Here is a 25,157-nt window from a genome sequence, read left to right as displayed (position 1 = left end):
GGCCGCTTCTCACGAGCCCAGCACCCGGCCCGCGACGGCGTCGAGCTTGGCGAGGAGGGCGGCATCGCGCGCTTCCGGCGCCGTGATGATCGCATAATCGAGGGCGCGATCGCTGCCGAGCGGGCAGGCGGGGTGTTCGCGGGGGAAATCGGCGGCGAGTTGCCCGACGAGGCGCCGGGCCCGTTCGGCGTTGTCGTGGAGCGTCCTCAGGATCGCCGTGATGTCGACGTCGCGGTGGTCGTCGTGCCAGCAGTCGTAATCCGTTACCATCGCGACGGTCGCATAACAGATCTCGGCCTCGCGCGCGAGCTTGGCTTCCGGCATGTTGGTCATGCCGATGACGTCGCAGCCCCACTGGCGATAGAGGTTGCTCTCGGCGCGGGTGGAGAACTGCGGACCCTCCATGACGAGGTAGGTGCCGCCGCGCCGGAGGGCGACGCCGGACTTCTCGCCCGCTGCCGCGATGAGGTCGACGAGGCCGGGGCTGATCGGATCGGCCATCGCCACATGGGCGACGCAGCCGGTGCCGAAGAAGCTCTTTTCGCGCGCGAAGGTGCGGTCGATGAACTGGTCGACGAGCACGAAACTGCCTGGCGGCAGGTCCTCGCGAAACGAGCCGCAGGCCGAAACGGAGACGAGATCGGTGACGCCCGCGCGCTTCAGGGCATCGATGTTGGCGCGGTAGTTGATCGTCGTCGGGCTATGGCGGTGGCCCCGACCGTGGCGCGGCAGGAAGCGCACGGGAAGGTCGCCGACGGTGGCGAACAGGATCTGGTCGGACGGCTCGCCCCAGGGGGTCGCCACGTCGCGCCACTCGGCGAAGGCGAGGCCCGGCAGGTCATAGAGTCCGCTGCCACCGACAATGCCCAGAACCGATTGCGTCATACCCTGCACCTTTCGCCGGAACCGCCCGTTCGGGCGCCATCAGGGGCGGACGCTCGGCACTCGGGGCGCCGCTGTCAAGGGCGGATGGCTATGCGCGGGCTGGCGGGGTGCGCTCGAGCAGTGTCGAAGTGCAGGCCGGTGGTGGTGCAAGGTGCCGCACCGCCGGGCATGTCGGGAGCGAACCAGCCGGGCTCAGTGCGTGCCGGTGCGCGGCTTGGCGTCGGGGCGGCGCTGATGCAACTCGATGACACCGTCGGAGCGCTTCTTGACGCACACGAGGCGCCCACGGTGCTCGAGGAAGCGGACGTCGATGATTGTGACAGGCTGCGGTTCCATTTCGGTCTCCTGTTCGGGCTCGGGCGCCGGAGCTTGGCCCAGGTTGGGGGGGGGGGGCGTTTGACGTAAACGTCAATGGAACAGCGGGAGACAAACGCGGATCGAACGGGGCGTTGGCCGGGCTTGGCCAATGGCTCGAGGGCGAACGAAGAAGGCGCTGTCTGCTCTCCAGACAGCGCCTTGATTTTGGGAAGCACAGGACTGACCGAGCGGTGCTGGATCGCCAGCCGTCAGTGCTCGACGCGCGACCAGACCGCCCGCTTGGCGAGATAGAGCAGCACAGTCAGGATCAGGAGGTAGATCATGACCCGGATGCCGAGCTGCTTACGCTCCTCGAGGTGAGGCTCAGCGGCCCACATCAGGAACGCCGACACGTCGCGCGCCTGCTGGTCGAGCGAATTCGGGGTGCCGTCGGTATAATCGACCGAGCCGTCCGAGAGCGGTGCCGCCATGGCGATCTGGTGACCCGGGAAGGCTTTGTTGTAGCTCATGCCTTCGCCCATCTCGACGTCGCTGGGCGCATCCACGTAGCCGACGAGAAGAGCGTAGAGGTAGTCGGGGCCGCCCTCCTGGTAACCGGTGACGATGTCGGTCAGGTAGGTGAGCGGCGCAAAGACGCTTTCCTGGGAGGCCGAGCGCGCCTTGGCGATGACGGACAGATCCGGCGGATAGGCTCCGCCGTTGGCCGCGCGGGCCGCCTGCTCGTTCGGATAGGGCGAAACGAAGCGGTCCGAGAGGATGGCCGGGCGTTCGCTGGGCTCGCCGTCCTCGTCGAGCACGGTGACCGAGCGCTCGGCGGCAATGGCCGCGACCGCTTCGGGCGACATGTGAGGGCCGTGCTCGTCAGTGAGATTGCGGTAGGAGAGCAGGCTCATGCCATGACAGCCGGCGCAAACGGTGTTGTAGACCTTGAAGCCGCGCTGGAGCTGGACGGCATCGTAGTGGCCGAAGATTCCAGCAAAGCTCCAAGGCTGCTTGTCGATGTAGATCTCGTCGCCGGCGGCACGGGCCTCGCCCGGAGCCGCGGCGAGCAGGCCTGCCACGGCCACCAGGGCCAGCGCCGTACGTGCGGCGTTCTTGATGTGAGCACGCATTGTCGTTGCCACCCCTGATCTAGCGTTTCTCTGGGGCAGCGGCGGCCCCTGCGGCACTCGTTGCCGTGCCGGCGCCCTTGCCCTTGGCTGAACCGAGCACGGCCTCGGTGATGCTGCGTGGCATCGGCCGGGGTGTCTCGATCAGACCGAGGAGCGGCAGGATCACCAGGAAGTGGAGGAAGTAGTAAGCGGTGCAGACGCGGCCCCAGAAGAGATACCAGCCGTCCGGCGACTTGGCGCCGAGGTAGCCGAGCACCAGGGCGTTGACGACGAAGAGCCAGAAAAACCACTTGTAGATCGGGCGGAAGCGCGCCGAGCGCACCCGTGAGGTATCGAGCCACGGCACCAGGAAAAGAATGGCGATCGAGCCGAACATCGCGATGACGCCCATCAGCTTGTCCGGGATCGCGCGCAGAATGGCGTAGAACGGCAGGAAGTACCACTCCGGCACGATGTGCGCGGGCGTCTGGAGTGGGTTGGCGGGGATGTAATTGTCGGCATGCCCGAGGTAGTTCGGTGCATAGAAGACGAACCACGCAAAGAGCAGGCAGAACACGGCGAGGGCAAAGCCGTCCTTCACCGTGTAGTAGGGGTGGAAGGAGAGCGTGTCCGAACTCGACTTCACCGGAATGCCGGTCGGGTTGTTGTTGCCCGTCGTGTGGAACGCCCAGATGTGCAGGATGACAATGCCAACCAGCACGAACGGCAGCAGATAGTGGAGGCTGAAGAGCCGGTTGAGCGTGGTGCCCGTGACCGAGTAGCCGCCCCAGATCCACTCGACCACCGCCGTGCCGACGCCGGGGATGATCTGATCGAGCGCCGAAAAGAGGTTGGTGATCACCGTCACGGCCCAGAAGCTCATCTGGCCCCAGGGCAGCGTGTAGCCCATGAAGGCGGTCGCCATCATCACCAGGAAGATGAGCACACCGAGGATCCACGACACCTCGCGCGGCGCCTTGTAGGAGCCGTAGTAGAGGGCGCGGAACATGTGGATGTAGACCGCAAAGAAGAACATCGAGGCGCCGACCGCGTGGGTATAACGCATCAGCCAGCCCCAATTCACGTCGCGCATGATGCGCTCGACGGAGTTGAAGGCGTCGTCGGCGCTCGCGACGTAGTGCATCGCGAGAACAATGCCGGTGACGATCTGGACAGCGAGGCAGAAGGTCAGGATGCCGCCGAAGGTCCACCAGTAGTTGAGGTTGCGCGGCGTCGGAAACGCCATGAAGTCGGCCGCCAGCCGTACGATCGGCAGGCGCTCGTCGAGCCAGCGCTCGATGCCCGTCGACGGCTTGTAAGTGCTTTCGTGAGACATGAGATGGCCCCTAGCCAATCGTGATGCGGGCATCGCCGCTGAAGGTGTACGGCGGAACCGGGAGGTTCTCTGCCGCGGGGCCTTTGCGGATCCGCCCCGAAGTGTCGTAGTGCGAGCCGTGGCACGGGCAGAACCAGCCCTTGAACTCGCCGCGGTTGTCACCGAGGCGCTGGCCCTTGGGGATGCAGCCGAGATGCGTGCAGATGCCGATCAGCACCAGCCACTTTTCCTCGCCTGATTTGACCCGGTTCTCGTCGGAGGCAGGTGCGTCGTCGTCAGCGAAGGCGCTGCGGGCATAGCCATCCGGCAGTTCGTCGAGCGACACCGTTCGGGCCGCCTCGATCTCGGCGGTGGTGCGGTGGCGGATGAAAACCGGCTTGCCGCGCCACATCACGGTCATGGCCGCGCCTTCGGCCAGGGAACTCACGTCGACGTCGATGGAGGCGAGCGCCTGGGCGCCGGCATCGGGGTTCATCTGATCGATCAGCGGCCAGAGCGCGGCAGCGCCGCCAACCGCCAGGAACGCGCCGCTCGCGACCATCAGGAAATCGCGGCGGTTCGCATCGCCCGCATCGTGTGCCAAGGTTCAGCCTCCATTCGCGCTCCATCGTCACCGACCGACCGGGCAACGATGGGAGTGCCAGCTTTATAGGATTCTCGACTAGGACATATCGCCACGCGCGTGTTTAATTGCGGCGGGCCGTGCGTTCAACCCCATATCAATCGGCCGACGAGCGCAAGTGTGCGTAGTCCGCGGACAAGTGTGACCGCCGGACCGCGCGGCGGGGGCGAAATGGTACGTGTCGCGCTCTTTCAGCCGGACATCCCTCAGAACGCTGGCACCATCCTGCGGATGGGCGCCTGCCTCGGCGTCGGCGTAGACATCATCGAGCCGGCGGGCTTTCGCTTGAGCGATGCCGCGTTCCGAAGGGCGGGTCTCGACTATCTTACCGCTGCCGACTGGCGGCGGCACGGCTCGTTCGAAGCGTTCGAGGCGGTGCGCCGCGCGGAGGGCCGTCGGCTGGTCCTGCTGAGTACCACCGCCGAGACGACCTACACCGATTTCGAATTCGGCCGGTCCGATACGCTGATGGTCGGGCGCGAGAGCTCGGGGGTACCGCCCCATGTGCATGCTGCCGCCGATGCGCGCGTGCGCATCGCGCTCGCCCCCGGCATGCGCTCACTCAACGTGGCGGTGGCGCTGGCCATGGTGCTCGGTGAGGCCTTGCGCGTGACGCGGGCGGTGGCGACGGGGGGCGGGCATTGAAGGTGCGGCGTCTCGATGCGGGCGCGGCGCGCCGGCTGGCACTGCGGGCAACCGGTCTCGATCGCGGGCGGCGCGGCGAGGTCGGGCTCGCGGATGTGTGTCGCCTCGTCCGGCGTCTCGGGGTGCTCCAGATCGACAGCGTCAACGTCCTCGTCAGGGCGCACTACCTGCCGCTCTTTTCCCGCCTCGGAGCCTACGACATGGGGCTTCTCGACAAGGCCGCCTCAGGGCGCCGCCGTGCGCTGTTCGAATACTGGGGGCACGAATGCTCGCTGCTGCCGGTCGAGAGCCAGCCGCTGTTTCGCTGGCGCATGGCGGACGCGGCGCAGGGCAAGGGCATCTATCGCGAACTCGCACGCTTCGGGAGGGAACGGGCGGATGTCGTGGCGCGCACGCTCGAGCGGGTGCGGACCGAGGGGCCCCTCAGTGCGGGCGCATTCGCGGAGGACGACAGGGGGCCCGGCGGCTGGTGGGGCTGGGGCGAGGCCAAACATGCTCTCGAGCTGCTGTTCTGGCGCGGCGAGCTGACGACCCGGGAACGGCTCGGTGCGGGATTTGCTCGGGTTTACGACCTTTCCGAGCGTGTCCTGCCGGCAGCGGTGATGGCGGCGCCGACGCCGGAGCGCCGCGATGCGATACGCGCCCTCGCGACGTCGGCGGTGCGCGCGCTCGGTGTGGCGAGCGTCGCGGACGTCGCGAACTATTATCGGCTTGCCTCGAGTGAGGCGGGGGCCGCGCTCGAGGAGGCGCGCGAGGAAGGCTCGATCGTGCCGGCCGAGGTCGCGGACTGGTCTGGTCCCGTCTACATCGACGGCAGCGATACGCGGGTGCCGCGCGCGGTCGAGGCACGGGCCCTACTGGCGCCATTCGATCCGCTGGTCTGGGATCGGGCGCGCGCCGAGCGCTTGTTCGGCTTTCACTACCGCATCGAGATCTACACCCCCGCCGAGCGCCGCAGGCACGGCTACTACGTGCTGCCCTTCCTGCTCGGCGACCGGCTGGTGGCGCGGGTTTGCCTCAAGGCCGATCGCAAGGTGAACGTGCTGAAAGTCAATGCCGCCTTCCACGAGCCCGGGGAGTTGGCGGCGGCCCTGGCGCGGCCCCTCGCCGAGGAACTCGAGCAACTGGCCGGCTGGCTCGACCTCGAAATGATCTCGGTCGGGGATGGTCCGGCGCGTGGGCGCGAGGACACAGTACATCTCACGGACGATCTCGCATCACGCATGATAGCCGCATGATCAGCTTGGCGCCCCCGTGCGTAGTCGCATTGGTCGGCAAGCGGAACGGGTGGCCGTCGGTCGCTGGCCGCGACACCAACGAGCGAAAGGGAGGGGGAAGGTCGGGATGCAGAGTGTGACGGCATATCTCGCCACGGCGGCGGTGTTCCTCGCCATCGACCTCATCTGGCTCTCCGCCGTCGCGACGGAGTTCTACCGGCGCCAGATCGGTCATCTCCTGGCGGGTGAGTTCAATCTGCCGGCGGCGGGCATCTTCTATCTCTTCTATGTCGCCGGCATCGTGTTTTTCGCCGTGGCTCCGGCGCTCGCGGCGGGCGACTGGACGACGGCGGCGATCAATGGCGCGCTCTTCGGGTTCTTTTGCTATGCGACCTACGATTTCACCAACCTGGCGACGCTGCGGGACTGGCCGGTTGCCATGGTGGTGGTGGACGTGGCGTGGGGCACGACGCTCACCGGCCTCTCGGCGACCCTCGGCTACCTGTTGACGAGGCTCGTCTACTGAACGCCGCCGCGTGCGCGCAACCGGCTATCGTGTGAGATCGTCGAGGTAGGTCAGGAGATCGGTGATCTCCTCGGGTGGCAGGACGAACTCCGGCATCGCCGGGTGCCCGACCGTGATGCCTTCCGCGAACGCCTCGGCCAGCCCCTCGACGGGATAGCGCGCGACGATCTCGTGGAAGGGCGGCGCCTCGGGGAACGGGCTCGCGCCGTCGCGCCCGACGGCATGACAGCGTGCACAGCGCTCCTCGACCAGCAGCCGGCCACGCTCCACGGCGTCTTCGTACTCATCGGACAATGCCATCGAGGGGGCTGCGAGCAACGCCAACAGCATCACGAAAAGCGCCGCTGCCGTACCGGTGACGAGTGACGGTCGGCGGGCCTTCGGGTTCGCTGCCGGATCGGTCATGGTCGTTACTCCTGGTGGCGGCGGGCGGGGGCCATGGTGCCCGGCCAGTTGTGCCGTTGATAACGGACACGTCCTTGACCAAGGTCAATCGGAGCGGTTTGGCGAAACGAGGGCGTGCCGCCTACTCGGTCAGGATCAGCGCGTCGTTCGGGCTCCAGGCGAGCCAGACCTCGTCGCCGATGTCGATCGAGTTCATGGTCTCGCGCGTCTCGTTCTGGAGGGTGACCGCGAGACGCACACCGCCAGGATCGGAGGCGATGTACATGTGGCTGACGTCGCCATAGTAGGCCCAATCGGTCACCCGGCCGTGGGCACTGAGGACATCGCCGGCGGGCTTGGTCTTGCTGATCTGGATCTTCTCCGGCCGGACCGCGAGTGCGACCTTGCCGCTCGCCCTGCCCTCGAAGGGGACCGCCATGCGTCCGAGCCCTGCGACATCGAGCGCCACCTTGCCACCCTCGACCCCTTTGACCTCGCCGTCGAGCAAATTCACCTTGCCGATGAAGTCGGCGACGAAACGGTTCGCCGGCCGCTCGTAGAGGTGGCCGGGGCTGGCGATCTGGCGGACCTTGCCGCGCTCCATGACGGCAATGCGATCAGCCATGGAGAGGGCCTCGTCCTGGTCGTGGGTGACGATCACGAAGGTGATGCCGACGCGCTGCTGGAGGTGGGCGAGCTCCAGCTGCATCTGTTCGCGCAACTTGGCATCTAGGGCGGACAATGGCTCGTCGAGCAGCAGCACCTTGGGACGCTTGACGAGGGCGCGGGCGAGGGCGACGCGCTGGCGCTGGCCGCCCGAGAGCTGGTGTGGCTTGCGATGCGCGAATTCGGCGAGCTGGACCATGTCGAGGCCGGTTCGGACCGCTTCCTCGATCTCGGAGCGCGGCCGCCCGACGACCTTGAGGCCATAGGCGATGTTCTCGGCCACGGTCATGTGTGGAAAGACCGCGTAGGACTGGAACACCATGTTCACGGGGCGGCGGTTGGCGGGAACGGCGGTGACGTCCTGCCCGTCGATGAAGATCGCGCCCTCGGTCGGCACCTCGAGGCCCGCGATCATGCGCAGGAGCGTCGTCTTGCCGCAGCCGGACGGGCCGAGGAGGGCGAAGAACTCGTTCTGGCGGATTTCGAAGTTGACGTCGTCGACGGCGGAAAACGAGCCGAAACGCTTCGATACGGCGGAAATGGCCACCATCGGATTGGCGGATGTCTTGCTGGTCTCCTGCACGAGCACTCTCCGGTTGGGGCGACCGCCGCGCGCGGGGGCGCGGCGGCAGCGCTCAGGTCTTGTCGGGCGCCTGGAAGCGCATGGCGATGAGGGTGGCGATCATGGTGATCACGATCAGAATGGTCGAGGCGGCATTGACCTCGGGCGTCACCGAGAAGCGCACCATCGAGTAGACCTTGACCGGGAAGGTCACCGTCTCCGGCCCCGAGGTGAAGAAGGTGATGACGAAGTCGTCCAGCGAGAGCGTGAAGGCGAGGAGCGCGCCGGCGATGAGCCCCGGGCGCATGTAGGGCAGGATGACGTTCACGAAAGTCTGCCATTCCGAGGCCCCGAGATCGCGGGAGGCCTCCTCGAGTTCGCGGTTGAAGCCCATCATGCGCGAGCGCACGACGACGGCGACGAACGGGAAGGCAAAGGCGATGTGGGCAATTGTGATGGCCGAGAGGTTGAGCGGCCAGGGCAATCCCGAGGGCCAGCCGATGCGGGCAAAAAAGACGAGCATGGCGACGCCCATGCAGATCTCGGGGATGACGATCGGCAGGGCCATGAAGCCCTCATAGGCGCCCTTGAAGGGAAAGCGGAAGCGCCAGAGCAGGAGACCGACGGTGGCGCCGAGGATGGTCGCGACGATGGTGGTCATGACCGCGATGGTCAGCGAATTCACGAAGGCCTGAAAGAGCGCTTCGTTGTTCCAGGCCTGCACGTAGTACTTGGTCGTGAAGCCGCGCCAGACGATGTTGCGCTTGGAATCGTTGAAGCTGAAGACCATCAGCGTGATGATGGGAGCATATAGCAGGATGAAAGTGATCGCGAGGAAGGCGCGCATCCAGAGCCGCTTGGAATAGGCGAGGGGCTCGACGAGGCGCTTTGGACCGAACAGGCCGGAGGGGCTGCGGCGCGGGGCGATGGTATGGTTCGACGGTGCGGTCCCGGGGCTGGTCTGCTGGGTCATGGCGGTCAGATCTCCATGCCTTGCTTGCGGCCGGCGAACACGGCGCGCAGGGCGAGCGCGCCGAACGTCACATACATCAGCAGGAACGAGAGCGCGGCCCCGAACGGCCAATCGTTGGCCGCCTTGAACTGTCGCTCGATGACGTTGCCGATCATGATCGCATTGGTGCCGCCGAGGAGGTCCGGCGTCAGGAACGATCCGAGGCAGGGAATGAAAACGAGGATGATGCCCGAGACGATGCCGGGCATGGTGAGCGGCACCGTGACCTTGAAGAAGGTCGTCCACTGCGAGGCACCGAGATCGAGGCTCGCCTCGAGGTAGGATTTATCGAGCCGTTCGACCGTCGCATAGAGCGGCAGCACCATGAACGGCATGAAGACATAGACCAGCCCGACGATCACCGCGAAGTCGTTGTAGAGGAGCTGCAGCGGCTGGAAGGGCCCGAAAAGATGATGGAGCCCGAAGGTGGTGTAGAGCCATTCGAGGCCGAAATTGGCGAAGCCGCGCGTGCGGAACACCGCGATGAGCGCATAGGTGCGGATCAGCAGGTTGATCCAGAACGGCAGGATGATCGCAACGAGGAGGAGCGATTTCCAGCGCGGGCTCGCGAACGAGATCGCGAATGCGACGGGGTAGGCGATCACCAGGCAGAGGAAGGTGGCGATGGCCGAAACCCAGATCGATTTCCAGATGATCTGCAGGTAGATCGGATCGGCGGCGCGCAGGTAGTTCGAGAGGGTCCCGGTGATCTCGATGTCGACCAGGGACGTCTTTGTGCCGAACGACAGGATCCAGATGAGCGCGAGCGGTGCGATGAAGAACACGACCAGCCAGAACGTGCCCGGCAGCGCGAGAATGAGGAAGGCCAGGCGGTTCTTGGTCCAGTTCTCCATCTCGCCACGTCCTTCCTGGTCCACTCGTTCGATGGCCGGCTGACCGATCGTCGCGCCTCGGCCGGTCCCCCGACGCCGCCGGCGTGCCGGTATGCCGGCATCTGACGGACCAATCGATGGGTGCGCCGGCTCGCCGGTTGGAGAAGGCCCGCAGGCGGTTCGCCAGACGGGAGGTTCCCTCGGATCGGATCGCGGACGGACTGGCCGTTCGAGAAAACAATCGCGCGTCGGCCTGCTCAGCCCGGGCGGGTGTTGCCGGTTCGCGCTCGGGGTGTCGCACCTCGCCGCGCGAACCTTTTCGTCCGCTGAGAGCCGGCGAGCGCACAGGGCGTGCCGGCTCCCAGGTTCTGTGGTTGTCAGGCGGCCTGCACGCGGGTCCAGGCCTCGTCGACCATGCGGACCCGGTCCTCGCCGAGGTAGAGCTGCGGCTCGGACTTGGCGAGCGCCTCGTCGGACGGGAAGATCGCAGGGTTGTTGTTGTACTCGTCCGAAAGGAGCTTGCGGGCGGCGCCGTTCGCCGTCGCGTACTGGATCGTGTCGGCGATGTGCGCGCCGGCCTCGCCGTCCAGGACGAAGTTGAGGAAGGCGTGCGCATTCTTGGGATGCGGGGCGCCCTTGGGGATGCACATGCAGTCCTGCCAGAGGAGGCCGCCTTCCTTGGGCAGCGCGTAGCCGACATCCTCGTCCTCGCCGGCGACCTGGAGGATGTCGCCGTTCCACTCCTGCGCGAGGTCGACCTCGCCCGAGGCGAGCAGGTCCTGGCCATTGTCGTCGGCAAAGACCTTGATCGACTTCTTGTTGGCGATGAGCAGTTCCTCGGCCTGCTTGATCTGGGCGGCGTCGGTGGAGTTCAGCGAGTAGCCGAGATACTTCAGCGCCATGCCGATGACGACCTGACCGTCGCCGAGGAGCGCGATGCGGCCGGCCATGCCCGGGTTCTCATAGACGGCCTTCCAGCTGTCGGGCGCGGGCGTGACCTTGCTCTTGCGATAGCCGATGCCGATGGTGCCCCACATGTAGGGGATCGAGTGCTTGCGGCCCGGATCGAAGGTCGCATCCTGGAAAGCAGGTGAGATGTTCGACATGTTCGGGATGAGGGCGTGGTCGAGCGGCTCGAGCATCTTGGCCGTCAGCATGCGTTCGACATAGTCGTTCGTCGGCACGATCACATCGTAGCCGGGATTACCTTCCTTCAGCTTGGCGAACAACTCGTCGTTGTCGGCAAAGAGGTCCATCTTGGCCTCGATGCCGGTCGCCGTCTGGAAGTCGGCGAGGGTCGTTTCGCCGATGTAAGTGTCCCAGTTGTAGAAATTCAGCTTCTTCTCCTCGTCGGCGAGGAGGCCGCGCGGCATGAACGTCAGGCCCACGGCGAGAGCGCTGGCGCCCCCGAGGAACTGGCGCCGCGATGCGAGCATGCGAAAACTGCGTGCAGCCATTGCAGGTAACCCTCCGAATTGTAACGCGCATTTACCAGCGCTTTTGGTATTCCCCGGCGCCGATGCAGCGATCGCTGCCGGTTCGCCGAGCCTCCAGCAGCGAAGGGACCACAAGATGGTGGCCGCGACAAGGGTGTTTGCTGGCGAAGGGCGGGCGAGGCGTGGACGGTGCTATTGCGCCGCCTCGGCGCCGAGATCGAGGAAGCCGCCGGACTGGCGCTGCCAGAGGCTGGCATAGAGGCCGCCGCCCGAGATCAGTTCCTCGTGAGTGCCCTGCTCGACGATGCGGCCGGCATCCATCACCACGAGACGATCCATGGCCGCGATGGTCGAGAGGCGGTGGGCAATGGCGATCACGGTCTTGCCGGCCATCAGATTGTAGAGCTGCTCCTGGATCGCGGCTTCGACCTCGCTGTCGAGGGCGCTCGTCGCCTCGTCGAGCACCAGGATGGGGGCGTCCTTCAAGAGCACCCGGGCAATGGCGATGCGCTGGCGCTGGCCACCCGAGAGCTTGACGCCGCGCTCGCCGACATGGGCGCCATAGCCGGTGCGGCCCTTGAGGTCCTCGAGCTTCTCGATGAACTCGTGGGCGTGGGCCTTGCGGGCGGCGGCCATGGCTTCCTCGAGGGTCGCACCCTGGCGCCCGTAGACGAGGTTGGCGAGCACGGAGCGATGCAGCAGGGAGGTGTCCTGTGTCACCATGCCGATGTTGGCGCGCAGGCTTTCCTGTGAGACGGCCGCGATGTCCTGGCCGTCGATCAGGATGCGGCCGCGCTCGACGTCGTGGAACCGCAAGAGCAGGTTGACCACGGTCGACTTGCCGGCGCCCGAGCGCCCGACGAGGCCGACCTTCTCGCCGGGCCGGATGTCCAGGGTGAAATCCTCGATGACGCCCTTCTCCTTGCCGTAGTGGAAGGTGACCGCCTCATAGCGGATCGCGCCCTGGCGAACGACGAGAGCCGGCGCGCTCGGGCGATCGACCACGGCGCGGTCGCGCGAGATCGTCTCGATGCCATCTTGGATGACGCCGATGTTCTCGAAAATCGCCGCGACCTCCCAGAGGATCCATTGGGACATGCCCTGGAGGCGGATGACGAGCCCGAGTGAGAAGGCGACCGCGCCGGCCGTCACCGCCTCGATCTGCCAAAGCCAGATGCCGAGGGCGCCGACCGAAAAGACGAGCAGGCTGTTCATGATGGCGAGGATGGTGACCATCCAGGTCACCTGGCGCATCTGGCGGTTCACCGTTTCGAGGAAGCGCGTCATGCCGCCGTGGGCATAGCGGTCCTCGCGATCGGCGTGGGCGAACATCTTTACAGTGGCGATGTTGGTGTAGCTGTCGACGATGCGGCCGGTGACGACGCTGCGCGCTTCGGACTGCTCCTGCGAAACCTTGGCGAGGCGTGGAACGTAGTGGCGCAGGACGAGTCCGTAACAGGCGAGCCAGCCAAAGAGAGGTGCCGAGAGGCGGATGTCGCTCGCCGCGAACATGACGAGTGCCGCGGTGAAATAGACCAGCACGTAGACCATCACGTCCATCAGCTTCATCACCGTCTCGCGAACGGCGATGGCCGATTGCATCACCTTGGTGGCGATGCGGCCGGCGAAGTCGTTCTGAAAGAAGCTCATGGACTGGCGCAGGACGTAACGGTGCGCGCGCCAGCGGTTGGCCATCGCGAAATTACCGAGCAGTCCTTGATGGACCACGGTCTCGTAGGAGAACTTGAGCAGCGGCAGGATGATGACGACCAACACGCCCATGGCCATGAGGACGTCGGCGTGCGCCTGCCAGAAGTCCTCGCGGCGCCCGGTATTCAGCCAGTCGATGATGTCCCCGACGAAGGAGAAGACCAGGACCTCGAGAACCGCGATCACGGCGGCGAGGACGGCCGACGTCAGGAGCAGCCAGCGGAATGGCCAAGCGTAATGGCGAATGAACGCGAACAGCCCCTGTGGCGGCTTCACCGGCTCCTCGAGCGGGAAGGGATCGGTCAGTTGCTCGATGCGCTCGAAGAGATTCGTCAGCACGGTTACTGCTCCTGGCGGCGCGGTCGCGACCCGCAAGGCCGTTCTCGGCCATGGGCGCGCGCACGGGTCGGGGGGACGCGGCGGCGTCCTTGCGGTACGCTCGCGGCTCCGTCGCCGATGACGCGGTCAGCGCTCCGAGGGCCGCAAGCCATCGGGCGGAGCCGGCGCCGCGGTTCGGGACGGCAAGCTTTCCAAGTCCGGTCGGGCTCCTCTATACCCCAGCCGGGTCGGCGAAACAGCGCCAGCGCGAACGCTTTTTCGGGCGTCTGCGGGCGAACGGAGGCGAGGACGTGACGGGATTGGAGCAGCCAGACACCGGGCGGCCAGCGGCCGGCACCGTCGACGCGGCGGCCATCGAGCAGCGCAAGGGGCGCGCGGAGCAATGGTTCCGCGCATTGCGCGACGATATCTGCGCGGCATTCGAGACGCTCGAAGACGAACTCGACGGTCCGCTCGCGGGCGGTCGGCCAGCCGGCCGGTTCGAGCGCCGTCCCTGGGAGCGCACGGACCACACCGGCGCCAAGGGTGGCGGTGGCACCATGGGGATGCTGCGCGGCGGGCGCGTCTTCGAAAAGGTCGGTGTGCACACGTCGACGGTGCACGGCGAGTTCTCGCCGGAATTCCGCGGCCAGATCCCCGGTGCGGCGGAGGACCCGCGCTTCTGGGCCTCGGGCATCTCGCTCATCGCGCACATGCAGAACCCGCACGTGCCGGCGGTGCACATGAACACGCGCTTCGTCGTTACAACCAAGGCTTGGTTCGGCGGTGGTGCCGATCTCACGCCCGTGCTCGATCGCCGACGCACGCAGGACGATCCCGATACGATCGCGTTCCACGCCGCGATGGCGAGCGCCTGCCGACCGCACGCTGTCGCCGACTACGACCGCTACAAGGCCTGGTGCGACGAGTACTTTTTTCTCAAGCATCGCAGCGAGCCGCGCGGCATCGGGGGCATCTTCTACGATTATCTCGAGAGCGGCGACTGGGAGGCGGATTTCGCCTTCACGCGGGACGTCGGGCGCCAGTTCCTGGCGATCTATCCGCAACTCGTGCGGGCCAATTTCCGCACGCCGTGGAGCGAGGCCGACCGCGAGGAGCAGCTCGTGCGACGCGGTCGCTACGTCGAGTACAACCTGCTCTACGATCGCGGCACCATCTTCGGCCTCAAGACCGGCGGCAACGTCGACAGCATCCTGTCGTCCATGCCGCCGATCGTCAAATGGCCGTGAGCCGCCGCAGGCTGCCCGTACGCCGCGACGCGTGCTTGGAAGGCAACAGGTGCGCGGTGGCGTCCACCTTGCGGCCAGCAAGGCATTGCAGTGGTGGCTCGATGCGCTGACACTGTCGCCAACTCGAGGCAGGATGGGAGACGAGGATGCGGGGGCTCCGTTCGGCAGGTCTCTTGGCGATCGCGGTGGCGTTCGTTGCTGCGAGCCTCTCTGCGGCCATGCCGACGGGTGCATCGGCCGACGTCGGCGCACCGGTGCAGATTGCCACGAAGAACTGCCAGACGGTCCTGCAGTGCAATTTCAGGCGCAACGGCCGGCCTCGGGGCTGCACGTCCAGCTACGCCTGTCGCGCCTGCAGCTTCGTTCGCGAGTGCCGGCGCGAGGACGGTCGGCGGGTCTGCGAGCGCGTGATGCGTTGCTTCTGGGGCGGTCCACCCGATCCGGGCGTCAGCTGAACCAGAACGCCCGCTCCGAACGGCCTGGGACGGCGAGGTGGCATCTCCGGTGAAGGGAGATGCCCGATGGATCTTGACCCGTGCCGCCGGCAGGGCGATCGTCCGGCGCGACAAGCGCGCGGCACGGCGCTCGCGCCCGGAGGAGCCTTCCCAATGACGAACGGATTTCCGCGCAGCCTGGCGCTCATCGGATGCGGCAAGATGGGGGGAGCGCTGCTGTCCGGCTGGCTCGGTGCCGGGCTTGCGCCACAGCATGTCGCCGCCGTCGATCCGGCACCGCCGGCCGACGTCGCGGCGGTGCTCGAGGGGGCCGGCATCGTGGCGAGCGATCGCTATGGGGGCGGTCCCGCCGAGGTCGTGGTCCTCGCCGTCAAGCCGCAGATCATGGACGCCGTCCTCCCATCGACCGTCCCGGCCGTGGGCGCCGGCAGCCTCGTCATCTCGGTTGCGGCCGGACGAACGCTGGCCAGTCTCGCGGCCGGTTTGCCAGCCGGCACCGCGATCGTTCGGGTGATGCCGAACACGCCCTCCTCGGTCGGGCGCGGCATGTCGGTGCTCGCGGCCAATGCCCACGTCACGCCTGCGCAGCGCGAGCAGGCCTCGCGTCTGCTGGCGGCGGTCGGTGCGGTCGCCTGGGTCGAGGACGAGGGGCTGATGGACGCGGTCACCGGCGTCTCGGGATCGGGGCCGGCTTACGTATTCTACATGGTCGAGTGCCTCGAGAGGGCGGGTATCGCGGCAGGTCTGCCGGCCGAGCTGGCGGGTGTCCTGGCGCGCCAGACGGTGGCGGGGGCCGGGGAACTCCTCTATCAGAGCCCGGAGCCGGCGGCAGTTCTGCGCCAGAACGTCACCTCGCCGAACGGCACGACGGCGGCCGGGTTGGCCGTGCTGATGGCGGACGACGGGCTCGACGGGCTCGTCGAGCGCACCGTGGCGGCCGCGACGCGGCGGTCCCGCGAACTCGCGGGCTGAGGTGATCCGGCGGCCGGGCGGCGCGTCGTACCAGGGAGCATCCGACGAGCCGGTCGCAGTGACGGGCGAGGGCATGCCGTTGCGGCAACCATTTCCGGAGGACCCGATGAGTGAACTCGAAGACGTTCGGCGGCGTGTCGTCAACGAACTGCTCGTGCAAGCCGAGCAGCGGGACTGGTCGGAGCTGACGCTCGCCGAACTGGCGCGTGGCGCTGGCATCGACCTTGCCACCATGCGCCGCGCGTTCCCGAGCATGGCGGCCGTGCTCAAGGCCTATGTGCGCCGGATCGACGACACGGTGCTCGAGCGGGCGAGCCGGGAACTGGATGCGAGTGCGGAGCCCCGCGAGCGGCTCTTCGACGTCGTCATGATGCGGTTCGAGGCGATGGCCGGGGATCGCGCGGCGATCGGGCGCATCGTGCGAACGGCCGGACTGCAGACGGACCTCGTCAAGCCGCTGCTGAATTCGCAGCGCTGGATGCTGGCGGCGGCGGGGTTTCCGGTGGACGGCCCCGGCGGGCTCGCGCGCACGCTCGGACTGGCGGCCATTTACAGCGATGCCTTCGGCTGCTGGCTCGACGACGACGATCCCGGCATGGCCCGGACGATGGCGCGCCTCGACAAACGCCTGCGGCGCAGCGAGCAGCTGGTGCGCAATACCTGTGATGCGGCCGGAGGCCTCGTGCGGTTGGCGTGCGAGGCCTTGGGCGGGGCACGGCGCGCGCGCCGGGCGAGCGAGGCCGGCGATGGCGGGCCGACGGGCGAGGCCGCGGGCGGCGGCGAGGGGCCGACCGGCGCTGCCGGGGCGGCTGCGTGAACACGGTCGGGTCGCAACATCGGCGCCGGCGCAACGGATCGAGGGGATGGCATGAGCAGCGACAGTAAAGGCCGGAGCGGCACGATCGATTTCGAGACCTTCCTTTCAGTCGACGTGCGTGTCGGCACCGTGGTCGAGGTCGAGGCGTTCCCGCAAGCCCGCAAGCCCGCCTACAAGCTCCGGATCGATTTCGGTCCCGAGATCGGCGTCAAACGCTCTAGTGCGCAGATCACCGTCCACTACACGCCCGAGATGCTGGTCGGTATGCAGGTCGCGGCGGTGGTCAATTTTCCACCACGCCAGATCGGTCCGTTCATTTCCGAAGTGCTCACACTGGGCTTTGCCGACTCGGCCGGCGCCGTCGTGCTCGTGCGCCCGGAACGGCCGGTTCCGAACGGTTCGCGGCTCCACTGACGGGCGATCGCCAGGGACGTTCAGAGGGGCATCTGGCGTAACTTCTTGGCACGATTGGACGCTATGAAAAGACCAATGCTACCCCTATAGTCCGACCGCGTTCGGGCCAGCCGAACGATGTCACATGCCATTGGGCCGACGGTGCTATCGAGGTCCTGTTCACCCTCGCGGCCGCCGGTCCGGGGGCGGCGTGATGCTCGGGCTGGTCAGGACGCTCGGGAAGTTCGAGGGAGCACTGACATGCGTTGGAGACCGTCCCGGCTACTGTGGGGTGTCCTGCCGCTGCTGCTGGTCTACGGCATCGTCAACATCGCCGAGCGGCCACGTATCGAACAGGAGCTGACGGTCCGCATCAAACAGACGCTCGATCAGGCCGGGCTCGGTTGGGCCGAGCCGGGCTTCGAAGGGCGAGACGGTCGCCTCGGCGGGCGGGCGGTCAGCGAGGCGGAACGCCGGCGCGCGGTCACCATGGCCGAGCGCTTGCACGGCGTGCGCATCGTCGAGGATCGGGCCGAGCTCATTCCGGAACGTTCGCCCTATGGTGTCACGCTCAGCCGGGACGAGAATCGCATCAAGCTGAAGGGCTCGGTGCCCGACGAGGCGACCCGGAACGACATCATCGGCATGGTGCGGGCGGCCTTTCCGAGTTTCGCGATCAACGATCGCATGGAACTCGCCCGCGGTGCCCCGCCGCGCGATGTCTGGCTCGGGGGCATCAGCTTCGGCGTGCGCCAGCTCGGTGGTCTGACGGAAGGCGAGGTGTCACTCACCGACGCCTCGATCGCGATTCACGGTCGGGCTCGCGACAGCGCGAGCTACACCGGCATCCGACGCGACTTCGAAGGTGGCTTGCCAGCCGGCGTCCAGCGGGGATCGGTCTCGATCCTACCACCGCGAATCAAGCCGTTCCCCTGGAGCGCGCGTTGGCGCGACGGCAGGTTGGTGTTGAGCGGCTATGTTCCCGACGACGAGGCGCGGCTCGCGGTCATCGAAGCCGCGCGCGCGGCCTTCGCTGGGGCCGAGATCGTCGATCAGATGGCGGACGGGGACGGCGCGCCGCGCGGCTGGGTGGAGGCGGTGGGCCGAGCGCTCGCCGAGCTGGGGCGGCTCAACGCGGGCAGCCTCGACTTCGCCGATACGGCCATCACATTCGAGGGTATCGCACAGACCGAGGAGACGGCGAAAGACATACGCGGCAATCTGCCGAGGCGACTGCCGGAGCGCTACGCCGTGGGCGCGAACGTCCAGTTCGTCGAGCGCGAGATCGCGACGGCAAAGCCGTTCACGCTCGCTATCGAGAGCGCCGGTGATGCCGTGGTGCTGTCGGGGCACGTACCCGACGAGGCGACGCGTGAACGGCTTCGAAGCGAGGCGGCGCGGCTCTTTGCCGGACGTCGGATCGATGACCGCATGGCGCTGGCGCGCGGCGCGCCAGAGGGTTGGGCAGTGGCCGTCGAGCGCGGGCTGGCCGGCCTTGCATTGCTCGAGGGGGGGCGGCTCGCGTTTTCGGATCGGCAGGTCTCGCTCGAAGGGGAAGCGGTGAAGGAAGCGACGGCGCGTGATCTCGAAGCACGGTTCGGCGCCGAAATGCCCGGCGGGTTCGGCGCAAGGACGCGCATCGCGTTTCGCGAGCCGATCATTCCGACGGTGGTTCCCTATGCCTGGGATGCCTTTTTCGATGGTGGCCGGTTCGTGTTGCGCGGCCACGTGCCCGACGAGGCGACGCGTGGGCGCCTGCTCGCGGCGGCGCGCGCGGCGCGGCCGGGTGTCACGATCGTCGACGAGATGACCTTGGCGAACGGTGCTCCGGAGGGTTTCGAGGCGGCGGCCGATGGGCTGCTCGCGCGCCTCGGCCTTCTGGAAAGCGGGCGCGCGGTGCTGACCGACAAGAGCGTCGATTTCAGTGGGCGCGCGCGCGGGGAGGCGACGGCGCGTGAGTTGCGCGAGGGTGCCGGTGTCGGTCTGCCCTCGGGCTTTGCGGTCGCCGCCGACGTCGACTTCATCGAGCCCGAGGTGCCGACCGTCTCGCCGTTCGAATTCGCCGTGTTCTTCGATGGTAAGCGCTTGCGCATGGCCGGGCACGTGCCGAGCGAGGAGGCGCGCGGGCGGGTGCTCGAGGCGCTGGCGACGCAGTTCCCCGGGGCCCGGATCGAGGACACCGCAACGGTGGCGCGTGGTGCCCCGGAGGGCTGGGAAGGCGCGCTGCGGATCGCGCTGGCGCAACTCGCCCGCCTCAACGAAGGAGCGCTCTCGATGCGCGACGGCGCGCTCGATCTCGTCGGGAGGGCGCAGAGCGAGGCGACGGCGCGTGACGTCGGGACCGCGATCGGCGGCCTCCTGCCGGCGGGCTTTTCGGCGCAACCCGAAATCGGTTTCGTCGAGGCGGACCTGCCGGTCGCCGACCCCTTCACGTGGCAAGCCGAACTCACGGGTGACGAGTTGGTGTTGAGCGGTCATGTCCCCAGCGAGGAGGCGCGCGACCTCGCGCTCAGTCTGGCGCGTGGCGCGCATCCCGGCCGCCGGATCGTCGACCGCATGGTGCTGGCGCGCGGTGTGCCCGCGACGGGGGATTGGGCGACCGCCATGCGCTATGCGATCGCGCGCCTCGGTGACCTCGAGATGGGATCGGTCTCCCTCACCGATCTCAGCCTCAGCATCTTCGGGCGTTCGCGCGACGGCGATGCGGACGCAGCGCTCCGTGGGGCCCTCGGCTCGAGCCTGCCCGGCGGCCTCGAACTGGCGGTGAACAACGTCGAGCCACCTCTCGCCGATCCGTTCCGCTGGTCGGCCAGGATGGCGGGCGACACCATCCTGCTCGACGGCTTCGTGCCGAGCGAGCGGGCACGAGGTGACGCGCTCGGGGAGTTGGCGCAGCTCTTTCCGGGCTTTCGCATCAACGATCGCATGCGCCTCGCATCCGGTATGACCGGGGGCGAGGACACCTGGCTCGCCATGGTCTGGGGCGCGCTCGGGGCGTTGGACGAGATCGGCAACGGCAGTGCCGAATTGAACGGGGCCGAACTCACCGTGACAGGGCGGGCCGCGCGCGAGGCGGATCGCTCGCGGGCGCTCGAGCGGGTGCGCGAGATCGCCGGCCTCGGGCTCGCCACGCGCGATGAGATCGAGGTCGAGACGCCGCCCGAGCCGCGCTTCAAGTGGCGTGCGGCGCTCAGCGAAGGCGGCGTAGAATTGACCGGAGGCGTGCCGGACGAGAGGAGCCGCGATGCGCTGGTCGCCGAGGCGCGCCGGCTCTTTCCCGGGCGCAAGCTCAGCGTGTCGCTCGACGTGCGCGGTGGGCGGGCGGACAACTGGCTGGCAAGCGCCAGGGCAGGCCTTTCTGCGCTGGCCAGATTGAGCGAGGGCGAGGCCGTGCTCGACGATCAGCAACTCGCGGTGCGCGGGACGGCGAGCGACAGCGCGGCGGCCGAGGCCGCGCGAGGCTTCACTTCGGCCGCGCTGGGCGCCGGTTACAGAGGTCGCGACGAAATCGCCCTGAGGCCGCCGGCACCGGTGGTCGAGGCGCTGCCCGTCGCCGCTCCCTACCGGTTGACGGCCGAGCACCGCGACGGCCGGGTCATCCTCGAGGGCGTGGTGCCGAGCGAAGTCGTGCGCAATGCCCTGGTCGATCTCAGCCGGCGGCGGTTTCCCGCGAGCGAGGTGGTCGACCGGCTGACGCTCGCGCGCGGCGAACCGGAGCAGTATCTGCGCGCCGCCAGCGTCGCCATCGGCCAGCTCTCGCGCTTGCAGAACGGGGTGGCGACCATCGAGGGGACCAAGGTCACGCTGAGCGGCGTCAGCCCCTCGCGCGAGGCGAGCGACAAGGTGCGCACCGCGATCGACAATGCCATGCCGCTCTCTTACCGGGCGAACACGGCCGATATCGTCGAACCCCAGCGGGTGCTTCCGAAGGTGAACGTCGAGGAGGTCCTGGCGAGCACGGGTGTCATCGCGAACGACGTCTGCGAGGTCGTGCTCAACACCGCGGCGCGCGAGGGGACCATCAACTTCGCCAAGAACAGCGCCGTTCTCGAGGCCGAAAGCGAACCGACCTTGCGCACTCTCGCCGACGTCGCGAAACGCTGTCCGGACGCCACCATCGAGATTTCGGGCCATACCGACTCGGACGGGGAGGAGCGCTACAACAGGCGCCTATCGGACGAGCGCGCGGATTCCGTCGTGCGCTATCTGGCGAACGCGGGGATCGAGCGTGAGCGCATGGTCGCCCGGGGCTATGGCGAGACGCGGCCCGTGGCTCCCAATACGACGGCCGCGAACAAGCGGCTCAACCGGCGGATCGAATTCACGGTGTTGCTGGAATAGGCACCGTGTGTCGTTCGCGGGCGCGGCGACCGGTCGTGCCCGCGTGGCGCCGAGCCGCCATCGCCCCGAGGCATGGGTGGCGGCCGGGCCCCGGTTCCAAGGTGAGGTGGTGCAATGGTCTATCTGATCGAGCAACTGGCGCCATACGTTGCGCTCGTTTTCGTGATCGGACTGGTGCTCGGCTGGTATGCCGGCTCGCCCCGCCGCGACGACCGCTGAGGCCGCAGGCTGGCGATCCGGCCGTGGCAGGGGAGCGGTCTTCATGCCAATGATGGGGCGCCGGTCGCGGTTCCGGGGAGGGCCGCGCGCTGAGCGATGGTGATCGTTAACAGGGGCTAGGGCCATGACGTACTACGCGTTCCAGACTGCCATCATTCTGCTGGCCGTGTTTCTCGTCGGCGCGCTCATCGGGCTCATGCTCCGGTTGTGGTTCTTTCCCGCGCGGCAAGATGCACTCGAAGCGGCGGCCGATCCGCGTGGTCGCGCCTATACGCCCGAGGCACGTCGGCTCCAGCGCCAGCAGCACGATACGGCTCGCGCGGGAGGTGTCGGGGAGGCGTCGGCTGCGGTGGCCGCAGGGGCGGCAGTCGTGGCGGGTACGGCCAGCGCGCTGCGGGACGACGGTGCCATCGACCGCGTCTCCGCCTCGACGGAGCGTTCGGTCAGCGAGGTCGTGGCGAGGGCGCAGGATGGTGTCGAGGCGGCCGGCGCGCAGGCCCGTGCGTCCCTGGAGCAGATGGAGTCGGGGCTCGGAGGCGCCACTCCCTCTCGGGGCGTCGACGAGGCCCCGGCTCCGCAGGCCGTGGTTCCGTCCGATCGCGATGTGCAGATGGCCGAGGTCGATCTAGCCACCGGCCGAAGCGCGGCTGCGGGCGGCGCCGACGTCGCTGGCGGGGCCGAGGAAGTCGACGACATGGCACATGCCCGGGCCTTGGCGGCAGCGGCCGATGCCGCGCGCGCGGCCGGAGCTGGCGTGAACCAGGGCGCAGGCCCCGTGATCGAGAGTCGGCCGACGCTGTCGGAGGTGATCCCGGCGACCATCGCCACGGTCGCGACCGTTGGCGGTGAACGCAGCCACGAGGGGATCGGTGGCGACGACGCGGCCGTTGCGCTCGCGGCTGCCGCCGCCGCTGCCGCCGCGATGCGGCCCGCTGCAAACGTCTTGGCCGCCGATGTGTCCTGGATCGGCGATGTGCCGCAGGTGACGCCCGCGAGCGGGCGAACCGACGATCTCACACGAATTCGCGGTATCGATGCCGACACCGCCCGCCGCCTCGCGGAGTTGGGGGTGACTGGTTTCGATCAGATCGCTGGTCTCGATGCGGTTCAGGTCGACGGCCTCGACCGCGTCTTCGGCCATGGCCGCATCTCGCGCGAAGGCTGGATCGAGCAGGCTGCCGTGCTCGAGAGGGGTGGCACGACGCACTTCGTGCGCCGGCGTGATCTCGGTGCGCTGAAGATCGCGGAAGTCGAGCAGGGCGCAGCGCATGCAGGCAGCGCGCCGCGCGGGGCGAGCGTGCTGGCTGCGGCCGCGGCGGCCGCGGTCGCGCGCGGCTTCGAGGGAACCCCATCGGTGGCCGAGGCCGAGAGCGTCGCCACCGTTGAGTCGACCGCCGAGATCACCAGCTTCGAAGACGTTCGAGAGGCCAATGGCAACGAGGCGCCCGGCTGGGATGTCGGTCCGGCGCCCATTCCGATGCCCGACGAACAGGATGGAGACGACGACGTCGCCGTCGACGAGGAGGGCAGTGCGGGAGAGCCCTTGGACGAGACGCACGAGCCTCTGCGTGGCCACGTGGTCGCAGATGCCGACGACGATTATGACGATGAGGACGAGGGCGACGACGAAGAAGACGAGGACGAGGACGACGAAGACGACGAAGACGACGATCGGGACGATGAGGACGAGCCGGACAGCGACGACGACGAAGAAGAAGACGAAGACGAAGACGAAGACGAAGACGACGACGATGATGATCATGACGATGACGACGATGACGACGAGGACGATGGCGTCTTTCGGCATCGCGACCGGATGCGCTCGAACGCCGATGACGATCTGATCCGCGAAGAGGTGCTGCAGGGCGCTGACGACGACGAGGATGCGGAAGTGGTCGACGAGGCGATCGCCCGCATCGATTCCGCGGAACCGGACGCGGCCCCGATCGAGGATTGGCGCGCGCGGACCGCGGGTCGGGAAGAAGCCGATCTCGACGCGACCGTCGAGGATGAAGGGACGAGCGGCGGGACCGACATTTCCGATACGGCGCTGGCCATAGCGGCGGCGGCGGCCGGATCAGGCGTCGCCGTCGCCACCCAGCAGGGTTCCGCTTCGGCCGGCCCCGCCATGGCACCGGGCGAGGATGATCTCACCCTCGTTGCCGGTATCGATGCCTGGACGGCTTCGATGCTGGGTGGGCATGGCATCACCACCTATGCCGATATCGCCGGCCTCGAAGCCGAGCATGTGCGCGCGCTCAATGCGGCGCTGGGCGAACGTGGCCGCGTCGAGCGTCAGAACTGGATCGAGCAGGCGGCCGTATTGGCGAGAGGCGGGCAGACGCTCTATGCGCGGCGCGTGCTTGCCACGAGACACCAGGAAGCTGGCGCGGCGTCGCCGCCGGCGGACGAAGCGGCGATGCAGAGCGCAAGCGCGGCCGCTGCACTGGCCGCAGCAGCCGCCGTCGCGGCCACGAGCGAGACAGCCGACTCGAGCGAGACGAGGCTGAAAGGGGCGGCGCGCGAGGTCCTGACCGAGGTGGAACCGGCGTTGTCGAGCGGTGCCCATGTCGAGCCAGAGGACGGCGAAGGGGGCGACGATGCCGATCGTTCGGGGGAGGCAGGAGCGGGGCGGGTGCGGCGCAATTTCGCCGGACTGCGCTCAGTTCGCTCGGAGGCTCTTCGTGGCGAACAGGGTTCGGGCCGCCGGGTCATCGGGCAGCGGGCGCCGTCCGCGCCGGACGACCTCAAGCGGATCCGCGGTATCGGCGTGGTGATCGAGCGCAAGCTCTTCCAGATGGGGATCACCCAGTATCGCCAGATCGCCGACTTCACGGAAGCCGACATCGAATCGATCAGCGAGCAGCTCGATTTCAAGGGTCGGATCGAGCGCGAGAACTGGGTGGGGCAGGCCCGCATTCTGGCCGGTGGCGGCATCACCGATTTCGCACGGCGATTCGACCGCGGCGAATCCGAGGGCCGTTGAGGTCGCGAGGCGAGGCGGCTCACGCGGCGCCGCCTCGGTTTTGCGGAAATTGTTTCCGAAATCTCCCTCGAGGCCATTGGCAAGGGCGCGGCGAGCCGTTATCAGCGGCGGCAACCTCGCCCGGATCCGCTGGCGCGCGCCGCCGTCGCGCCGAGCCGGCGGA

Annotated in this window: 20 protein-coding genes; 10 read left to right on the top strand and 10 right to left on the bottom strand. The window is 67.9% G+C overall.

Going from position 1 to position 25,157, the window contains the following annotated elements; translation table 11 throughout:
- Positions 1–9: 9 nt before the first annotated feature.
- The 4 genes from GC150_07010 to petA form a co-directional block, all read right to left on the bottom strand.
- On the bottom strand, positions 10–885 hold the full coding sequence (locus GC150_07010) for an S-methyl-5'-thioadenosine phosphorylase (GenBank protein ID MBI1384643.1): 876 nt from the start codon (positions 883–885) through the stop codon (positions 10–12).
- 566 nt (positions 886–1,451) lie between these two features.
- On the bottom strand, positions 1,452–2,315 hold the full coding sequence (locus GC150_07005) for a cytochrome c1 (protein ID MBI1384642.1): 864 nt from the start codon (positions 2,313–2,315) through the stop codon (positions 1,452–1,454).
- A gap of 19 nt (positions 2,316–2,334) precedes the next feature.
- Positions 2,335–3,630, bottom strand: a complete 1,296-nt coding sequence (locus tag GC150_07000; GenBank protein MBI1384641.1) for a cytochrome b — start codon at positions 3,628–3,630, stop codon at positions 2,335–2,337.
- A 10-nt stretch (positions 3,631–3,640) separates the two neighbouring features.
- The gene (gene petA, locus GC150_06995; GenBank protein ID MBI1384640.1) at positions 3,641–4,213 is read right to left on the bottom strand and encodes a ubiquinol-cytochrome c reductase iron-sulfur subunit; all 573 of its coding nucleotides are present in this window, start codon (positions 4,211–4,213) and stop codon (positions 3,641–3,643) included.
- A gap of 210 nt (positions 4,214–4,423) precedes the next feature.
- On the opposite strand from petA, the gene GC150_06990 reads away from it, so the two are divergent.
- From GC150_06990 to GC150_06980, 3 genes are all read left to right on the top strand, one after another.
- The gene (locus GC150_06990; GenBank protein ID MBI1384639.1) at positions 4,424–4,897 is read left to right on the top strand and encodes a tRNA methyltransferase; all 474 of its coding nucleotides are present in this window, start codon (positions 4,424–4,426) and stop codon (positions 4,895–4,897) included.
- Between the two features lie 2 nt (positions 4,898–4,899).
- On the top strand, positions 4,900–6,135 hold the full coding sequence (locus tag GC150_06985; protein MBI1384638.1) for a winged helix-turn-helix domain-containing protein: 1,236 nt from the start codon (positions 4,900–4,902) through the stop codon (positions 6,133–6,135).
- Between the two features lie 106 nt (positions 6,136–6,241).
- Positions 6,242–6,640: a DUF2177 family protein gene (locus GC150_06980; protein MBI1384637.1), complete on the top strand. Its 399-nt coding sequence runs from the start codon at positions 6,242–6,244 to the stop codon at positions 6,638–6,640.
- A 24-nt stretch (positions 6,641–6,664) separates the two neighbouring features.
- Here the strand turns inward: GC150_06980 and GC150_06975 are convergent, their stop codons facing one another.
- From GC150_06975 to GC150_06950, 6 genes are all read right to left on the bottom strand, one after another.
- Complete coding sequence (locus tag GC150_06975) at positions 6,665–6,970, bottom strand: c-type cytochrome (GenBank protein ID MBI1384636.1); 306 nt, start codon at positions 6,968–6,970, stop codon at positions 6,665–6,667.
- A 196-nt stretch (positions 6,971–7,166) separates the two neighbouring features.
- Positions 7,167–8,240: a polyamine ABC transporter ATP-binding protein gene (gene potA / locus GC150_06970; GenBank protein MBI1384635.1), complete on the bottom strand. Its 1,074-nt coding sequence runs from the start codon at positions 8,238–8,240 to the stop codon at positions 7,167–7,169.
- An 85-nt stretch (positions 8,241–8,325) separates the two neighbouring features.
- Entirely contained in the window at positions 8,326–9,225 is a 900-nt protein-coding gene (locus GC150_06965) for an ABC transporter permease subunit (GenBank protein MBI1384634.1), read from the bottom strand.
- A 5-nt stretch (positions 9,226–9,230) separates the two neighbouring features.
- Complete coding sequence (locus GC150_06960; protein ID MBI1384633.1) at positions 9,231–10,118, bottom strand: ABC transporter permease subunit; 888 nt, start codon at positions 10,116–10,118, stop codon at positions 9,231–9,233.
- Positions 10,119–10,474: 356 nt separating this feature from the next.
- Positions 10,475–11,554 (bottom strand): extracellular solute-binding protein, encoded by a 1,080-nt coding sequence (locus GC150_06955; protein MBI1384632.1) that lies wholly within the window; start codon positions 11,552–11,554, stop codon positions 10,475–10,477.
- Positions 11,555–11,725: 171 nt separating this feature from the next.
- Complete coding sequence (locus GC150_06950; protein MBI1384631.1) at positions 11,726–13,579, bottom strand: ATP-binding cassette domain-containing protein; 1,854 nt, start codon at positions 13,577–13,579, stop codon at positions 11,726–11,728.
- 293 nt (positions 13,580–13,872) lie between these two features.
- Between GC150_06950 and hemF the strand changes: the two genes are divergently transcribed.
- From hemF to GC150_06915, 7 genes are all read left to right on the top strand, one after another.
- Positions 13,873–14,811, top strand: a complete 939-nt coding sequence (gene hemF, locus GC150_06945) for an oxygen-dependent coproporphyrinogen oxidase (protein ID MBI1384630.1) — start codon at positions 13,873–13,875, stop codon at positions 14,809–14,811.
- 146 nt (positions 14,812–14,957) lie between these two features.
- Positions 14,958–15,266: a hypothetical protein gene (locus GC150_06940; protein MBI1384629.1), complete on the top strand. Its 309-nt coding sequence runs from the start codon at positions 14,958–14,960 to the stop codon at positions 15,264–15,266.
- Between the two features lie 153 nt (positions 15,267–15,419).
- Positions 15,420–16,238 carry a pyrroline-5-carboxylate reductase gene (locus GC150_06935; protein ID MBI1384628.1) on the top strand — a complete coding sequence of 273 codons (819 nt, stop codon included), beginning with the start codon at positions 15,420–15,422 and terminating at the stop codon, positions 16,236–16,238.
- A gap of 106 nt (positions 16,239–16,344) precedes the next feature.
- Positions 16,345–17,055: a TetR/AcrR family transcriptional regulator gene (locus GC150_06930; GenBank protein ID MBI1384627.1), complete on the top strand. Its 711-nt coding sequence runs from the start codon at positions 16,345–16,347 to the stop codon at positions 17,053–17,055.
- Positions 17,056–17,106: 51 nt separating this feature from the next.
- The gene (locus tag GC150_06925; GenBank protein MBI1384626.1) at positions 17,107–17,469 is read left to right on the top strand and encodes a tRNA-binding protein; all 363 of its coding nucleotides are present in this window, start codon (positions 17,107–17,109) and stop codon (positions 17,467–17,469) included.
- A 117-nt stretch (positions 17,470–17,586) separates the two neighbouring features.
- A complete protein-coding gene (locus GC150_06920; protein ID MBI1384625.1) occupies positions 17,587–21,789 on the top strand; it encodes a BON domain-containing protein in 4,203 nt (1,400 codons plus the stop codon).
- Positions 21,790–22,132: 343 nt separating this feature from the next.
- The gene (locus tag GC150_06915) at positions 22,133–24,994 is read left to right on the top strand and encodes a hypothetical protein (GenBank protein MBI1384624.1); all 2,862 of its coding nucleotides are present in this window, start codon (positions 22,133–22,135) and stop codon (positions 24,992–24,994) included.
- Positions 24,995–25,157: the final 163 nt, after the last annotated feature.

The organism is Hyphomicrobiales bacterium (assembly GCA_016125495.1).
GTDB lineage: Bacteria > Pseudomonadota > Alphaproteobacteria > Rhizobiales > RI-29 > RI-29.
This window is presented reverse-complemented; position numbering and strand designations above follow the sequence as displayed.

What these genes read in the sequence shown, in the direction of transcription:
- GC150_06915 (MBI1384624.1), top strand. Translation starts at nt 22,133, where the DNA reads ATGACGTACTACGCGTTCCAGACTGCCATCATTCTGCTGGCCGTGTTT.
- GC150_07000 (MBI1384641.1), bottom strand. Translation starts at nt 3,630, where the DNA reads ATGTCTCACGAAAGCACTTACAAGCCGTCGACGGGCATCGAGCGCTGG.
- GC150_06940 (MBI1384629.1), top strand. Translation starts at nt 14,958, where the DNA reads ATGCGGGGGCTCCGTTCGGCAGGTCTCTTGGCGATCGCGGTGGCGTTC.
- GC150_06920 (MBI1384625.1), top strand. Translation starts at nt 17,587, where the DNA reads ATGTCACATGCCATTGGGCCGACGGTGCTATCGAGGTCCTGTTCACCC.
- GC150_06955 (MBI1384632.1), bottom strand. Translation starts at nt 11,554, where the DNA reads ATGGCTGCACGCAGTTTTCGCATGCTCGCATCGCGGCGCCAGTTCCTC.
- potA (MBI1384635.1), bottom strand. Translation starts at nt 8,240, where the DNA reads ATGGTGGCCATTTCCGCCGTATCGAAGCGTTTCGGCTCGTTTTCCGCC.
- GC150_06925 (MBI1384626.1), top strand. Translation starts at nt 17,107, where the DNA reads ATGAGCAGCGACAGTAAAGGCCGGAGCGGCACGATCGATTTCGAGACC.
- GC150_06975 (MBI1384636.1), bottom strand. Translation starts at nt 6,970, where the DNA reads ATGCTGTTGGCGTTGCTCGCAGCCCCCTCGATGGCATTGTCCGATGAG.
- GC150_07005 (MBI1384642.1), bottom strand. Translation starts at nt 2,315, where the DNA reads ATGCGTGCTCACATCAAGAACGCCGCACGTACGGCGCTGGCCCTGGTG.
- GC150_06930 (MBI1384627.1), top strand. Translation starts at nt 16,345, where the DNA reads ATGAGTGAACTCGAAGACGTTCGGCGGCGTGTCGTCAACGAACTGCTC.
- GC150_06980 (MBI1384637.1), top strand. Translation starts at nt 6,242, where the DNA reads ATGCAGAGTGTGACGGCATATCTCGCCACGGCGGCGGTGTTCCTCGCC.
- GC150_06990 (MBI1384639.1), top strand. Translation starts at nt 4,424, where the DNA reads ATGGTACGTGTCGCGCTCTTTCAGCCGGACATCCCTCAGAACGCTGGC.
- GC150_06935 (MBI1384628.1), top strand. Translation starts at nt 15,420, where the DNA reads ATGACGAACGGATTTCCGCGCAGCCTGGCGCTCATCGGATGCGGCAAG.
- GC150_06965 (MBI1384634.1), bottom strand. Translation starts at nt 9,225, where the DNA reads ATGACCCAGCAGACCAGCCCCGGGACCGCACCGTCGAACCATACCATC.
- GC150_07010 (MBI1384643.1), bottom strand. Translation starts at nt 885, where the DNA reads ATGACGCAATCGGTTCTGGGCATTGTCGGTGGCAGCGGACTCTATGAC.
- GC150_06960 (MBI1384633.1), bottom strand. Translation starts at nt 10,118, where the DNA reads ATGGAGAACTGGACCAAGAACCGCCTGGCCTTCCTCATTCTCGCGCTG.